General features: G+C 39.9%; 13 protein-coding genes. 5 read left to right on the top strand and 8 right to left on the bottom strand.

What is annotated here, in order from left to right; translation table 11 throughout:
- Positions 1-39 precede the first annotated feature (39 nt).
- A complete protein-coding gene (gene hutC, locus GQR45_RS01300) occupies positions 40-747 on the bottom strand; it encodes a histidine utilization repressor (protein WP_165724883.1) in 708 nt (235 codons plus the stop codon).
- Positions 748-866: 119 nt separating this feature from the next.
- Between hutC and hutI the strand changes: the two genes are divergently transcribed.
- Positions 867-2,114, top strand: a complete 1,248-nt coding sequence (hutI, locus tag GQR45_RS01295) for an imidazolonepropionase (protein WP_165721233.1) — start codon at positions 867-869, stop codon at positions 2,112-2,114.
- Between the two features lie 120 nt (positions 2,115-2,234).
- Entirely contained in the window at positions 2,235-3,899 is a 1,665-nt protein-coding gene (locus tag GQR45_RS01290; RefSeq protein ID WP_010553808.1) for a GGDEF domain-containing phosphodiesterase, read from the top strand.
- Here GQR45_RS01290 and GQR45_RS01285 read toward each other — a convergent pair.
- Together GQR45_RS01285 and rraA are read right to left on the bottom strand one after the other, a co-directional pair.
- Positions 3,896-4,945, bottom strand: a complete 1,050-nt coding sequence (locus GQR45_RS01285; protein ID WP_165721232.1) for a formimidoylglutamase — start codon at positions 4,943-4,945, stop codon at positions 3,896-3,898. The two genes, GQR45_RS01290 and GQR45_RS01285, sit on opposite strands and share 4 nt — an antisense overlap.
- Position 4,946: 1 nt before the next feature.
- Positions 4,947-5,444 carry a ribonuclease E activity regulator RraA gene (gene rraA / locus GQR45_RS01280; protein ID WP_002959955.1) on the bottom strand — a complete coding sequence of 166 codons (498 nt, stop codon included), beginning with the start codon at positions 5,442-5,444 and terminating at the stop codon, positions 4,947-4,949.
- Between the two features lie 205 nt (positions 5,445-5,649).
- Between rraA and GQR45_RS01275 the strand changes: the two genes are divergently transcribed.
- From GQR45_RS01275 to GQR45_RS01265, 3 genes are all read left to right on the top strand, one after another.
- On the top strand, positions 5,650-6,189 hold the full coding sequence (locus GQR45_RS01275; protein ID WP_165724882.1) for a phosphatase PAP2 family protein: 540 nt from the start codon (positions 5,650-5,652) through the stop codon (positions 6,187-6,189).
- Complete coding sequence (locus tag GQR45_RS01270) at positions 6,186-7,217, top strand: MJ1255/VC2487 family glycosyltransferase (RefSeq protein ID WP_165724881.1); 1,032 nt, start codon at positions 6,186-6,188, stop codon at positions 7,215-7,217. Before GQR45_RS01275 ends, GQR45_RS01270 begins: the two co-directional genes overlap by 4 nt.
- Before the next feature lie 109 nt (positions 7,218-7,326).
- Positions 7,327-9,207 (top strand): methyl-accepting chemotaxis protein, encoded by a 1,881-nt coding sequence (locus GQR45_RS01265; RefSeq protein ID WP_007582034.1) that lies wholly within the window; start codon positions 7,327-7,329, stop codon positions 9,205-9,207.
- Between the two features lie 86 nt (positions 9,208-9,293).
- On the opposite strand, the gene GQR45_RS01260 is transcribed toward GQR45_RS01265, so the two are convergent.
- From GQR45_RS01260 to priA, 5 genes are all read right to left on the bottom strand, one after another.
- On the bottom strand, positions 9,294-9,668 hold the full coding sequence (locus GQR45_RS01260; protein ID WP_010553804.1) for a gamma-butyrobetaine hydroxylase-like domain-containing protein: 375 nt from the start codon (positions 9,666-9,668) through the stop codon (positions 9,294-9,296).
- A 62-nt stretch (positions 9,669-9,730) separates the two neighbouring features.
- Entirely contained in the window at positions 9,731-11,059 is a 1,329-nt protein-coding gene (hslU, locus tag GQR45_RS01255; RefSeq protein WP_007582032.1) for an HslU--HslV peptidase ATPase subunit, read from the bottom strand.
- 11 nt (positions 11,060-11,070) lie between these two features.
- A complete protein-coding gene (gene hslV, locus GQR45_RS01250) occupies positions 11,071-11,589 on the bottom strand; it encodes an ATP-dependent protease subunit HslV (protein WP_002958366.1) in 519 nt (172 codons plus the stop codon).
- A gap of 79 nt (positions 11,590-11,668) precedes the next feature.
- Positions 11,669-12,196 carry an SPOR domain-containing protein gene (locus GQR45_RS01245; protein WP_007582031.1) on the bottom strand — a complete coding sequence of 176 codons (528 nt, stop codon included), beginning with the start codon at positions 12,194-12,196 and terminating at the stop codon, positions 11,669-11,671.
- A gap of 20 nt (positions 12,197-12,216) precedes the next feature.
- The gene (gene priA, locus GQR45_RS01240; RefSeq protein ID WP_165724880.1) at positions 12,217-14,403 is read right to left on the bottom strand and encodes a primosomal protein N'; all 2,187 of its coding nucleotides are present in this window, start codon (positions 14,401-14,403) and stop codon (positions 12,217-12,219) included.
- Positions 14,404-14,579 lie beyond the last annotated feature (176 nt).

Raw genomic sequence — 14,579 nt, 5'->3', positions numbered from 1 at the left:
GATTTGTTATAAAAAAAGCGCAGTAAGCGCTATTGTTTGTTATTTTTTAAATGTTAAGTGACCACCTAAGCGATATTTACTGCCTGGTGATACAAGGCGCGCAAAGCTTACAATGCCGTTAATAGACCATGTGCGTCGAATAACTTGTAAGCATGGCTCTTCGTTATATAAGTTTAACCATTGGCACATTTCGCTGTTTGGCATAATAGCCTCTACGGTATGCCTCGCTTGGGTAAGTGGTGCAACACTAGATAGATATTCATGAGGTGTAAGCGTGCTAAAGTCTTGTTGTAAGTAACCAGCCGCAAGTGCAGGGTTTACAAAACGCTCTTCTAGCTGCAAGGGGCTGTCGTTTTCGTTATGCACGAGTACACTTCGATATACAACACTGTCAATCTCAACACCAAGCGCAATGGCAATAGGTGCGACTGCATTTATTGATTCAAGTATGAGTACACTACAGGTGTAGTTGCCGTTACGCTCTTTTACTTCATCAGCAATGTTTTTTATTTCGAGTAACGATGACTGCGATTTAAATGTGGCTACAAATGTACCTAACCCTTGGCTGCGGGTTAAAATACCTGCCTCGGTTAACTCGCTTAGTGCTCGGCGGGCTGTCATTCTGCTGACACTAAATTGACTACTTAGTTCGTTTTCAGAGAGAACACGTTGGTTTTCTTGCCACGTACCGCTGCGAATTTTATCAACAATGAATTGTTTTATTTGCGCAAATTTAGGTGTCGTCATTAAATTTATGGTTACATTAAAAATAAACTATATAAATAAGATGACACAATTACCTTGTATATACAAGATGGGTTGTTAGACTATATTTTCATCACTCTGGGCGTAAAAAGGGCTGTAAAATGCAAAGCACAACAAAAAACTATGAGTTGGAAGAAATCGACTTACTTTTAACTGATGCCAATATTGCCACTATGGATAGCAATATAAATGCCCCTTATGGCGCAATCGAAAATGCTGCTATAGCTATCAAAAATGGTAAAATTGCGTGGATTGGAGAGCAATCAACATTGCCCAGTTTTGATGTGTTTGCAACGCCGACATTGAGTATAAAAGGGCAGTGGTTAACGCCGGGCTTAATAGATTGTCATACACATTTAGTGTTTGCAGGTTCAAGATCGCAAGAGTTTGAGCAGCGCTTGCAGGGTGTAAGTTATGAGCAAATTGCGGCACAAGGCGGTGGCATAGCAAGTACGGTTAAGGCGACGAGAGCAGCCGATCGAGAGCAATTATTTGTTGATGCAAAAGATCGCTTAAATACGTTGTTAAAAGAGGGTGTAACCACCGTTGAAATAAAGTCGGGCTATGGGCTAGATACTGAAAACGAGATAAAAATATTAGAAGTCGCTCGTTTATTGGGTGAGCATCATCCTATTGATATTAAAACTACTTTTTTAGGGGCGCATGCTCTACCGCCTGAATACAAAGACCGTGCTGATGAATATATTGATTTGGTATGTACTGACATGCTTGATCAGGTAGTGGCTAATGATCTTGCTGATGCAGTCGATGTATTTTGTGAAAATGTAGGGTTTAGTTATTCGCAAACCAAACGTGTTTTCCAGGCGGCTAAAAAGCATAACCTCCCAGTAAAATGCCATGCTGAGCAGTTATCTAATCAACATGGTGCTGAGCTGGTGGCGCAGTTCAATGGCCTTTCGGCAGATCATATTGAGCATCTCGATGAAGAGGGTGTAAAAGCCATGGCAAGCGCTGGGACGGTCGCGGTATTACTGCCCGGTGCATTTTATTTTTTAAGAGAAACTAAATTCCCACCTATTGAGTTACTTAATCAATATAAAGTACCTATAGCTATTGCGAGTGATTTTAATCCTGGCACTTCACCGCTGTGCTCAGTGCACTTGATGATGAACATGGCATGCACATTGTTTAGATTAACACCCGAGCAAGCATTGGCAGGTGTTACTCGCAATGCTGCTAAAGCACTAGGGTTAGACGACCGTGGTATTTTAAAGGTTGGTGCAAGAGCTGATATTGCGCATTGGCAAATAAGTCATCCATCACAATTAAGTTACCAATTTGGCGTAAATAAACTGTTAAATTTATGGATTTTGGGTAGAATTAACTAGTTTGTATTATTTTTACCCACATATAATCTGGTTTAAACTTTTTTAGCGAATACGGATGCCGTTAATTTGAACATACTAACCGACAGTAACTTCCCAATATTTTTTAGTGGTGCACTATTGATGGCGATGATTGCCACTTTATTTGCCGTTAAAAATGCCAGTATTAAATTTAGCTATTTATGCACAGCAGCTGTTGGTTTGGCTATTTTGAGTACGGGCGCAGCTTGGCTTGCCATTTTACTTGCCTTTGGATTTTGTTTTCATTTATGGCAAGCCTTTGAGCGAAATAATTGGAGCATGATTATTACCAGCTCAATGGCTGGTCTTTTATTTGTTGTTCTATTTTCAGCTCATTTATTATTGGAAGTTCCGTTATTTTGGGTTGTGTTAGCAATATTATTATTAGCTATTGTTGGCTTTTTAAATGACGAAAGCGCTGAAATAGAAGTCGTGATAGAGCCAGAGCCTACAGGTGATACATTTATAGAAGAGTCTCCGCTTTCGGTTTTTGCAGATAGAAAACAGTTACGCCAAGGTTACTATGCATGGTGCGACAATAAGCAAGTAAGTGCAGCGTTAATCGTTATTCGTCTTGAAGGATTTGAGCAAGTTAACCAGCATATAGGACGCGACTTTGGCGATATACTGTTAGCGCAATCGGCTAATCGAATAAAAGAGCTACTTTCAAGTGACGAAATAGTGACTTTAACTGGGCAAGAAAAGCTAGCCCACTTAGGGGGCCTTAACTTTGCATTTATTTGTAGTTTCGCGAATCAAAAACATTTACATGAGTTGGTTATTGAACAAATACTGGGTGCAACGCTTAAGCCATTTAATGTTGCTAACTGCACTGTAGAGGTAAAAGCGAGGGCGAGTTATGTTGATTGTAATGAGCAAGACAATAACTTTGATAATTTAATATCGTACGCATACCTAGCACTCGATAGCCACCCAAATCGCAAGGTTGTGCCTTATCATCAACAAATGATGATTGAACTGCGAGAGCAACAAGCGCGACTAAAAGAATTAGCAAATATTGATTTTTCGAGCGAATTAGAACTCTATTTTCAACCTATAATTTGTAACGAAAACGGTCAAATTGAGTTTCTAGAATTACTACTGCGTTGGCAGCACCCTAAGCAAGGAATTTTATCTGCTAATCGTTTTATTGACGACATAAGAATAGCAGGGCTTGGTTACCCGCTTGCTAAATTTGTAATGGAGAGAGCCGCTGAACTTGCAATGGCGCTTAGAGTAGAAGGTATTTCTATACCGCTTAGCATTAACGTATTTGGCCCTGAAATGCTAAATGAAGAGTTTGTTGAATTTGTTGATGTTGTTATAAATGAACATCACTTAGAGGCGGGGGACTTAATTGTTGAATGCCCTTTACATATTTTTGCTGGTTTAGATGACAAAGGCCGAGGCATGATCGCAAGGCTTAATAACATAGGCTTAAAAGTATGCGTGGATGGACTTGGTGATAACCCGGTACTACTTTCTAAGTTGCCAAGTTTAGCGGTTGAGTATATTAAGGTTTCACCTTCACTTACCGCTGACTTTAGTAATCAAAACAATATACGCAGTTTAGTTGGTGGAATGGTTGATATGCATAGCCAACAAAAAACAAAAGTGATTTTTGAAGGAGTAGAAACACTTGAGCAACTTAAGTTTGTAAAAAGCTTAAAAGGTTATGCTGCCCAAGGTTATTACTTTGGTCACCCGCTAAGTAGTATCGGTTTAATGAGCTGGCTAAAAGAGTGGCGATCGGTTCAACAACGTTAAGTGTTTTCTTTGGCTTGTAGGTAGCTATTTACAAGTGCACTAATCACTTGCCCTACATGGGCAGCACCGGCATCTAACCCGTTAGGGTGCTGGCTAGGCGCTGCTTCACATAAGTGTAAGTACTTAGAGTGCCGGTGGCTTGCAGCTAAATGCACAAAGTGCTCAGTGTCACTCACACTAAATCCGCAATATGTATACGCACTAACTGGCATATAAGTAATACTATCTAAATCAACTTCAACACCCAGTGGTAAATCATTAAAATTACTTAGTGCATTTTCAATTGCCTGCGTTAGTGTAATTTTTCGCTTAACTTGTATAGATTGATAGCTATCAAACTTAAAGTTAGCTTCACTCATTGCATCTATAATTGCTTGATTATTTTTTAATTCATGTAAGCCAATAACATGGTAATTACTTAGATGTTGCTCGTTATACGCGTAGCGAAAACCATTACCACTATGGCGACCTTCACATTCTCTAAAATCGGCATGAGGGTCAAAATTGATAGCATTAACAGGCGTGTTTTTTGACTTACTTAGCGCGCGAATAATACCTAAGCAATTATTGTGACCTCCGCCAATTACGATTGGCTCAAGCCCTGCTTTAAAAATAAGGCTTAATACTGACTCTACGCGTTCATCAAGTTGTTGGCATAAATCTCGTAATTGAGTTAACTGCTGGGCTTGCTGATTATTAAGTTGGTTGCTTTGCGCCATTAAATCATCAGTATTTACTTCACCCAATAAAAGTACTTTTTGAGTGGCAATAAATTGATTATGAGATTGGTTTAAAAAACGTTTTAAAAAAGCAGGCCATGCTTCATTTGCACCGCTATTTCCTAAATTTGCTTTTGGGCCAATATCTTCGCAAATACCAAGAAGTACGTAGCGAATGCCAAATTGAGCTGCGTCAATAAGTGCTTGTTGCAGGTTTACTTGAGTGTCTAGCAAGGCCATTGATTGCCATGCTTTTTTTTCATTTACGCGGCTAGAGCAAAGTGCTCTAACCGCGCTTTCATCATATACTTTTAAATGGGAGGTCACGTTATACTTCTACAACTTCCAATTCTAATTCTTCTGCAGATAAAACAATGCCAGTACTATCAGCATAAATAAAGTCATCATCAAAAAATGATACACCGGCAAAGTTAACGCCTATAGCATCCTCGCCAGCACCTTCACTGTCAGCTGCAACAGGAATGGAAGCAATTGCTTGAATGCCTAAATCAAGTTCTTCAAGCTCATCAACGTGGCGTACTGCGCCGTAAACAACAATACCATTCCAGTTGTTTTCAAGTGCAAGTTCGGCCAATTCAATATCAATAAGTGCACGGCGAGTTGAGCCACCACCGTCAATAAGAAGCACTAAATCTGTACCGTCTTGAGAAAGTAATTCGCGGATCAGTTCATTATTTTCAAAACATTTAACCGTTTTAATGCGGCCACCAAAGCTGTGTCGACCACCAAAGTTGATGAACATTGGCTCTAGCACGTCAACCACATCAGCAAAGTGGTCACATAAATCAGAAGTGCTGTAATCCATTATTTTATCCTCAAAAGGTACATTAATTTATACCTCAGTATACCCTCCTTATAAGCAATAACAACGACTTAATCGCAGTAAATTTAGACAAAACAAGCGCTAAATCATTAATCGCAATAATAGTGTCTTAAAAGCGTCACTCAATTGTTATTTACAACACATAAGCTAAATCGGTGTTCATATATTATGCAATGAGGGGGAAGTGATGGATAACAATAATATGTTTAAAAGGGCAGCTCTGCTAGATGAGCAATTATTTTTAACTCTGTTTAATTGCAACTCACCGAAGTGGTTTAAAATAATGGCGTTTGGATTATCAAAAAGCGGTGATGGTGGGCTTTACATACTTGTGTGTTTAGCGGTGTGGTGGCTTAGTAATAATGAGCAGCAACAATTATTACCTGTAACGATATTAGTTGGTTTTGCTATAGAAAGGCCCATTTATTTATTGGCCAAAAATAGATTTGCCCGTATCCGTCCATGCGACTGCTTAGTAACAAATGCTTACATAGTACCCAATGATAAATTTAGTTTGCCCTCGGGTCACAGCGCTGCAGCGTTCTTAGTTGCGATTATACTAAGTCACTTTTTCCCTGAATATATATGGCTACTACTTAGTTGGGCTGCTGGTGTGGCTATTTCTCGTGTTGTATTAGGCGTACACTTTCCTGCTGATATTATTATAGGTGCGATTATTGGCAGTGTTTGTGGCTTATTCGCATTAGCGCTCGTGGTATCTGTATGAAAATATTGTATGGAGTGCAGGGGACCGGTAATGGTCATATAACGCGGGCTAGGGTTATGGCAAGCTGCTTTAATAAACTTGGTATTGATGTTGATTATGTGTTTTCAGGGCGAGCAAATAAAGATTACTTTGATATGCACGAATTCTCAAATTATAAAGCGTATCGGGGCTTATCGTTTGATACTGAAAATGGGCAAGTCAAAAATTTAAAAACACTTAAAAACATGCGAGTTTGTAAGCTGGTGAGTGATATAAAATCGCTTGATATAAAACAGTACGATTTTGTACTTAATGACTTTGAGCCAGTCACAGCATGGGCTGCAAAACGGGCCGATATACCCGTTATCGGTATTAGTCACCAAGCCGCATTTTTGTCAGAAAACGTACCTATATTTGGTCGTGGTGTACTTAGAAAATCACTCATCAAGCATTATGCACCAGCATCTACCTACTTAGGCGTACACTGGAAGCCATTTGCAAATAATATAATCCCGCCTTTTATTGCTCATCATAATCATGAGAATCCTGTCGCGGTACTAAATAAGGTATTGGTATATTTACCGTTTGAAAACTTAGATAGCATTGTTGATTACTTAAAAGACTTTCCCGAAAAAGAATTTTATTGTTATCACCCAAATGCCTGCAATCAGTCTTTTGGACATATACATTTGCGACCACCCTCACGCTCTGGTTTTTTAAATGACTTAGCAAACACGAGTGGCGTTATTGGTAATGCGGGGTTTGAGCTTGCCAGTGAAGCGCTTAAGTTAGGTAAGAAGTTACTATTAAAGCCTTTAGATGGGCAGTTTGAGCAAACCGCAAATGCACAAACTTTGTTTGCCATGGGCATGGCGCATGTTATGAACTATTTAAACCCGCAAGCCCTTGATGACTGGAATAGCGCCCCGCAAAATAAGCAAATAAATTACCCTAGCGATCCCGCGCCTTTAATTGATTGGTTGGTTAAACAACAGTGGAATAACACACAATCGTTACATAAAGGTTTGTGGGATAGTGTCGCTTTATAGCCATCATAATTAAGTAGCTTAGAATAACCAATAATAAAAAGTTAAATTAATGAGTCGCTTCTGAGCTATCAGCTATAATACAAATGCATATTTAAAAAAGGCGTTAGCGATGAATTTTTTACAAAACTTAACAATCAAACGACGTTTACAGTTAAACGCAGTCGTTGTTGGTTTAGCAATGGTGGTCCTTTTATGCGTAATAATTTATGAAGCGAGAACAACGTTAAGCTTAAATAAAACAATTCAGCTTGCTGAAGAGCTTAATATCCATGAATTAGAACTGCGTAAACATGAAAAAAACTTTCTTTTTTATAAACAAGAAGAAGCATTAGACTTATTTGAACAAGATTATAACCAGCTTAAAAGTAAAATTGCTAAGTTGAATGTAATTATGCAAGAGCAGGGCATCGAAACCCAAAAAATAAGTAATCTCGATAATTTGGTAAGTGCTTATAACAATGACTTTATGAGTGTTGTTGTGCTACAAAAACGCATAGGATTACACCCAAAAGATGGGCTGTATGGCGAACTAAGAAGTGCAGTACACGAGGTCGAAAGCTTGCTCAAAGAGCAAGATAATTACAAACTCTTATCTTCTATATTACAATTAAGACGGGCTGAAAAAGATTTTATGCTACGTTTTGATCTAAAGTATTTAACTCGATTTGATGAAGGGGTTGATACTTTAAAACAGCAAATCGCTCAGGCTCAATTTGATACAGGGTACACAGCTCAATTAAATGGCTTTTTAAATTCCTACCAAACGCAATTTCAAGCATTGGTCCAGGCACAGGTTGAATTGGGCTTAGATTTAAATTCAGGTGCACTTGGAAAAATGCGTAAAAGTGTTGAACAAAGTGATGCAATCGTTGCGCAGATACTATTAAGCACTAAGCAACAGGTAGATAAAAGCGTTGAACAGGCACAATTTTTAGCCATTCTTATTTTTGTGATTGCTGGCATTATTGTTTTAATGTTGGTTTATTTCACGAGCCGCTCGATTATTGTGCCTATAGAGCGGGTTTATCACACCATTAACGATATTCGTCGTAATAATGATTTAAGCGTGATGATAGAGCAAACAGGTAAAGACGAAATTACCACCATGACGGTCGACTTTAATAGTTTAATAGGCGATTTTAAAAACTTAATTAACGAAGTTAATGGTGCTTTAAATACGCTTAACATAGCAACAGAGCATTTATCAGAAAGTACCGCAGCAACAAGCTCCGGTATGCAAGAGCAATTACATGAAGCCGACATGGTTGCAACTGCAGCCACCGAAATGCAGGCGACGATTCAGGATATTTCACATAACACTGAAGCGGCTGCTAAAAAAGCAGAGTCAACAAACTTAAGTGCTCAACAAGGGCGCAGTGAAGTTGACTCTACCGTTAAGCACATTAGAGCCCTATCTGATTCGTTAGGGAATGCATCAAATGTAGTATCGCAACTTGAAAAAGATGGCGAAACAATTGGTTCAGTGCTTGATGTAATTCGGGGGATTGCAGATCAAACAAATTTACTCGCACTTAATGCGGCAATAGAAGCGGCACGTGCTGGTGAGTATGGTCGTGGTTTTGCTGTTGTTGCAGATGAGGTTCGTTCATTAGCGAAGCGTACTCAAGAGTCCACGAGTGAGATTGAAGGTATTATAAGTACCTTACAGCAGCGTACTCAAGAAGTGGTGAGTATTATGCACAAATGTCGCTCTCAAGGCGATGAAAGTGCCTCGCAAGCAATTAAAGCAGGTGAGTTATTAGGCGCAATTACTGAAGATGTACAAACAATAATGGAAATGAGCTCTCAAATAGCGGTTGCTATTGACGAGCAGAGCCAAGTGGCATCAGAGGTTAATAAAAATGTAGTAAGAATTCGCGACATTGCGCAAGATGCAACTGAACATGCTGCTAAAAACGCCCAAACTAGCGAAGAAGTATCTGAGCAAGCTAGAGTGTTATTTAGCGCTATTGATAAGTTTAAAGTGTAACTAACCTGAACTATGGATAGTAAATATCTTAACCAGGGTTTAGGTTAACTAATCTAAAAATACCCACCTAAAGTTACCAATAAGGTTTAAGGAATAAACTTTATTGGTACACTGTTTTTGTTTTGTTCGTGCTCGGCTACGCGTGCCGAATATTCATCGCTCAACGTTTGTTGCTGCGCTTGTAGTTTTTCAAAGTAACTCCAACTGAACAGTCCACTATTGTGACCATCATCGAAATCTAAACGCAGTGCATAATGCCCGACAGGTACTATGTTTTTTATACCTACAGATTGTTTATTAAGTACTAGCTTCATTGGACCAGAGCCATGGCCTTGCACTTCAGCAGAGGGAGAGTGAACGCGTAAAAATTCACAGCTAAAGACTGCTTGGCTATCGTCGTCAAAATAAACATCTAAATTTTTACTCACGCTGTGGTAATGCACTTTTGTAACGTGTTTCATTTTATATATCCCATTAAAAAGCCCCCAATCTGGAGGCTTTTAGTATAACGTTTATATTCGTTTTATAGAATGAAGCGGCTTAAGTCTTCATCTTCAACAAGTGCGCCTAGATGTTTTTCAACGTAAGCGGCGTCAATAACAAGTGATGAACCTGCTTTTTCAGAAGCATCGTATGAAATTTCTTCCATCAATCTTTCCATCACAGTATGCAAGCGACGAGCACCGATGTTTTCGGTTTTTTCGTTAACTTGCCACGCAGCCTTAGCAATACGCTCAATAGCATCATCACTAAACTCAATCGTTACTTGCTCAGTTTTAAGGAGCTCTCGTTGTTGCTCAGTAAGCGATGCATGTGGCTCTGTCAGGATACGTTTAAAGTCATCTGCAGTTAGTGGCTCAAGTTCTACTCGAATCGGTAAGCGACCTTGTAGCTCAGGTATCATGTCTGATGGTTTAGACATTTGGAACGCACCTGAGGCAATAAACAACATATGGTCAGTTTTAACCATACCGTGTTTAGTGTTTACTGTTGAGCCTTCAATTAGCGGTAGTAAGTCGCGCTGAACACCTTCTCGGCTCACATCAGGGCCTGATGAATCACCACGTTTACAAATTTTGTCTATTTCATCAATAAACACAATACCGTTTTGCTCTACTGCAAAAATAGCTTGTTCTTTTAGCTCTTCAGGGTTTACTAATTTAGCGGCTTCTTCTTCCGTTAATAGTTTGAAGGCCTCTTTAATTTTTAACTTACGTTTAGTGCGTTTATCGCCGCCCATGTTTTGAAACATGCTTTGTAACTGGTTGGTCATATCTTCCATACCAGGAGGCGCCATAATTTCTACGTTTGATTGAGCTTGCGCTAGTTCAATCTCGATTTCTTTATCATCTAATTGACCTTCACGTAATTTTTTACGAAATGTTTGGCGAGTAGATGAAGTATCGTCGCGTTGGCTTTCGCCATATTGATCTTTAACCGGTGGTAAAAGTGCATCTAAAATACGCTCTTCTGCTGCTTCTTCGGCGCGATGTTTAAACTTTTTAGTTTGCTGTTCGCGAGTCATTTTAATTGAAACATCAACGAGGTCACGTATGATCGTATCTACTTCTTTACCAACATAACCAACTTCAGTAAATTTAGTCGCTTCTACTTTAATGAATGGTGCGTTAGCAAGTTTTGCTAAACGACGGGCAATTTCTGTTTTACCTACACCTGTTGGACCAATCATTAATATATTTTTTGGTGTTACTTCACTGCGTAAATCTTCATTTAATTGCATGCGGCGCCAGCGATTACGAAGCGCAATAGCGACCGCTTTTTTAGCTTTAGCCTGACCTATAATGTGCTGATCTAGCTCGTGAACAATTTCTCTTGGGGTCATATCAGACATAATAGTTCCTATTATAATTCTTCGATTGTTTGGAAGTTATTAGTAAATACGCAGATGTTGCCTGCAATAGTTAAGCTTTTCTCTACTATTTCACGAGCGCTTAAATCTGTATTTTCTAAAAGGGCGGTTGCAGCTGATTGCGCAAAGTTACCACCACTACCAATTGCAATTAAATCGTTTTCTGGCTGAACTACATCGCCATTACCGGTAATAATTAAAGAGGCTGTTTCGTCTGCTACAGCGAGCAGCGCTTCGAGTTTTCGAAGGGCACGGTCGCTTCGCCAATCTTTAGCCATTTCTACTGCGGCTTTAGTTAGGTTACCTTGGTGCATTTCTAATTTGCTTTCAAAACGTTCGAAAAGAGTGAAGGCATCAGCAGTACCGCCGGCAAAACCAGCGATTACTTTGCCATTATAAAGACGTCGAACTTTGCGGGCGTTGCCCTTCATTACGGTGTTACCAAGTGAAACTTGGCCATCGCCGCCAATTACAACTTTGTCGCCGCGGCGAACACTTACAATAGTAGTCATGTTATTCCTCATCATCGAGCTGCAGAGGCAACTCGTAAAAAACGATTATGATGAGGTTATATGGGTGAATGGTTTATTTTCAAGTCCAGCCCCAAATTCCGCAGCCGACTATTTTTACACGTTTAAGTTTGTTTTTATCGCTTTCGGCTTGGCGTTTGGTTTTATAAGGGCCTAAACGTACTTTATACCAAGTACCATTGCTGCCTTCAGCCTGTTTTATCTCAGAAATGAGCCCTGCAAATGCGATTTTAGCTTTTAACGATTCAGCTTGTGCATGAGTCCTGAACGAACCGCATTGCATAACATAAGGACCTTTTTGCTCAAGTTCTTTTACTTCAACTTGAATCTCGTGGTTTCTAATTTCTTTAATAAATTCCGGTGTACGTGGAATAACAACTTCTACTTTTGCGGGTGCAGTTGGGTTAGCTTGTTTTTCGACAAGTTTTGGATCGGCATTACTTTTTATAAACCATAGTGTGTAGGCAAAACCACCTACAAGTAAGATGGCTATAACGGCTAAAAGAATAGGAAATGGTTTTTTAGCGGGTGCGTTTTTTTTACTGTTTCTGCCTGCAGGCTTTTTATTAATATAATCGTGCTGTGCCATGGTGTTATTTTGGCCTTAACCTAAATCATGTCTATAGGGTCTACGTCTAAGCTCCAGCGTACTTTTTGTGCAAGTTTACTGGTACTTAAATAATCAACCATTTGCGCAAGGTACTGATGTAATATGCGACGATCTTGCGCTTGAATATGTAATTGAAAACGATACATACCTGCGACTCTTTCAAGTGGGGCAGGGATCGGACCGAGCAATTGTATACCAGATACCCCATTCACAGGAACCAAATCCGTCAAAAAATCGACGACTAGTTTAATACTATGCCCTTGTGCACGCACAATGGCCATATTTGTAATTGGCGGTAAGTCAGCATCATCGCGCTCACTAAGAGCAAAGCGGGCAAAGTCTTGGTAACCGTTATTAACTAAGTCTTGTAAAAGAGGGTGTTCTGGAAAGTGTGTTTGTAATAACACTTGACCAGGCTCTCCTGAACGTCCAGCACGCCCCGCTACTTGGGTGACTAATTGCGCTAAATGCTCTGTCGCTCTAAAGTCGCATGAGTATAAGCCGCTATCTACATCTAAAATTATAACAAGGCTCACACCTGCAAAGTGATGGCCTTTGGCAAGCATTTGTGTGCCCACTAAAATGCGTGCGCCCCCTAGGTTTATTTCATCAAGTGCTTTTTCAAGGCTACCTTTACGGCGAGTTGAATCGCGGTCTATACGAGTAACGGGTGTATCAGGGAACTCGGTCGATAAAAACTCTTCAATTTGCTCTGTGCCTTTACCGTTAGGAAATATTTGCGTACTTCCACAGTCAGGGCATTGGTGAGGGACAGGGTACTGGTCGCCACAGTGATGACAGATCATTTGCCCAATCGCTTTATGAAATGTAGCGCTGGTACTGCATCGTTTACACTCGCTCAACCAACCGCACTCATGGCAAATAAGGGTGGGTGAGAAACCTCGGCGATTTAAAAATACCATAACCTGTTTACCGCGATTTAAGTGCTGACGCATAGTAGCAAGGCTTGCATGTGCAATACCTGCTTGGTCGGGCTGACCTTTCATATCGAGTAACTTAAACTGATTGTCAGTCGCTGTTTGTGCACGCTCGGTTAAACTTAATAGCTGGTATTTGTTATTAATTGCTTTGTGAAGTGTTTCAAGCGCGGGTGTGGCGCTGCCTAATATAAGCGGGATTTTATGCTGAAAAGCTCTGTAAGCGGCTAAATCACGAGCATGGTAACGAAGGGTATCTTGCTGTTTAAATGACGAGTCGTGTTCTTCATCAACAACAATCATACCGAGTTTTAAAAATGGCAGAAAAATACTCGAACGTGTGCCAATAACTATCGCACAACTGCCTTTTTCGCAAAAACGCCATGTTTGTAAACGTTCGTTGTCGGTAAGTGCTGAGTGCCAAAGCATAATGGGTGTATCAGGAAAGCGGCGGCGAAAACGGTTTACGGTTTGTGGTGTTAGGCCGATTTCGGGCACGAGTACGAGGGCTTGCTCGCCACGTTTGAGTACTTCTTCTAGGCACTGTAAATACACTTCGGTTTTACCGCTGCCCGTTACGCCTTCTAATAAAAAGCTGCTAAAGCCAGTACTTTGATTTATAGCTGTGCAAGCAACCGCTTGTTCTTTATTAAGTACTGGTTTACTACCGACGGTTGGAGCAACACTTTGCCATTGGTTATCGTGCTCAATAGTTTGTGTTATGAGTTCTTTATCTATTAAGCTATCTATTGTTTTTTTACTAAAGCCCAGTGCTTTTAACTCAGTTAATGATGACTTACCTGATTGCGATAACTGCTTTAATAGGTTGAGCTGTGTTTTAGCTTTTAATGACGGTACTTTTGCACCTTTTTCTGTCAGGGCAACCATATTAATACTGGTTTTATCAGGCGATTCACCTTGGCGAAGTGCACCAGGTAGCGCTATATGAATAGTTTCGCCTAATGGATAGCAATAATAGCGGGCAGTAAAGCTAAGGAGTTCTAAATGCTGGGCACTTAAAATAGGGGCGTCGTCTATTACCTCTATAATATTTTTAATTTTATTTAAAGGGACGTCGGTACTGCTTTTAATACCCAGAACAACCGCTACTTTTTTTTGATTACCAAAAGGTACCAAAACCCGCATGCCAGGTAGTAAAGGAGTTGATAAGCCACTGAGCTGTTCTTCTATTTTATAATCAAAGGTGCGTGGAAGCGGGACTTTAATAGCAACTTCAACAAAACTCATAACAACTCAACCCGTAAAATTAATGCTGTAATGTACTAAAAATAACGCTAAAAACCTACTAGCAATAGCGCTTGAGACAGAGATTGTTCACTTTTTTGGCAAAAATATAAATAAATACTTGTGTGGGGGGAGGTTGTTGGATAAAATCCGCCACCAACAAATTTGTTTTAACGACG

The sequence above is a fragment of the Pseudoalteromonas sp. SA25 genome, assembly GCF_011378705.1.
Taxonomy (GTDB): Bacteria; Pseudomonadota; Gammaproteobacteria; order Enterobacterales; family Alteromonadaceae; genus Pseudoalteromonas; species Pseudoalteromonas arctica.
Note: the sequence above shows the minus strand (reverse complement) of the source record. Positions and strands in the feature narration are given on the sequence as shown.

Coding starts and splice junctions, on each gene's coding strand:
- hutC (WP_165724883.1), bottom strand. CDS start 747: ATGACGACACCTAAATTTGCGCAAATAAAACAATTCATTGTTGATAAA.
- hutI (WP_165721233.1), top strand. CDS start 867: ATGCAAAGCACAACAAAAAACTATGAGTTGGAAGAAATCGACTTACTT.
- GQR45_RS01290 (WP_010553808.1), top strand. CDS start 2,235: ATGGCGATGATTGCCACTTTATTTGCCGTTAAAAATGCCAGTATTAAA.
- rraA (WP_002959955.1), bottom strand. CDS start 5,444: ATGGATTACAGCACTTCTGATTTATGTGACCACTTTGCTGATGTGGTT.
- GQR45_RS01275 (WP_165724882.1), top strand. CDS start 5,650: ATGGATAACAATAATATGTTTAAAAGGGCAGCTCTGCTAGATGAGCAA.
- GQR45_RS01270 (WP_165724881.1), top strand. CDS start 6,186: ATGAAAATATTGTATGGAGTGCAGGGGACCGGTAATGGTCATATAACG.
- GQR45_RS01265 (WP_007582034.1), top strand. CDS start 7,327: ATGAATTTTTTACAAAACTTAACAATCAAACGACGTTTACAGTTAAAC.
- GQR45_RS01260 (WP_010553804.1), bottom strand. CDS start 9,668: ATGAAACACGTTACAAAAGTGCATTACCACAGCGTGAGTAAAAATTTA.
- hslU (WP_007582032.1), bottom strand. CDS start 11,059: ATGTCTGATATGACCCCAAGAGAAATTGTTCACGAGCTAGATCAGCAC.
- hslV (WP_002958366.1), bottom strand. CDS start 11,589: ATGACTACTATTGTAAGTGTTCGCCGCGGCGACAAAGTTGTAATTGGC.
- GQR45_RS01245 (WP_007582031.1), bottom strand. CDS start 12,196: ATGGCACAGCACGATTATATTAATAAAAAGCCTGCAGGCAGAAACAGT.
- priA (WP_165724880.1), bottom strand. CDS start 14,403: ATGAGTTTTGTTGAAGTTGCTATTAAAGTCCCGCTTCCACGCACCTTT.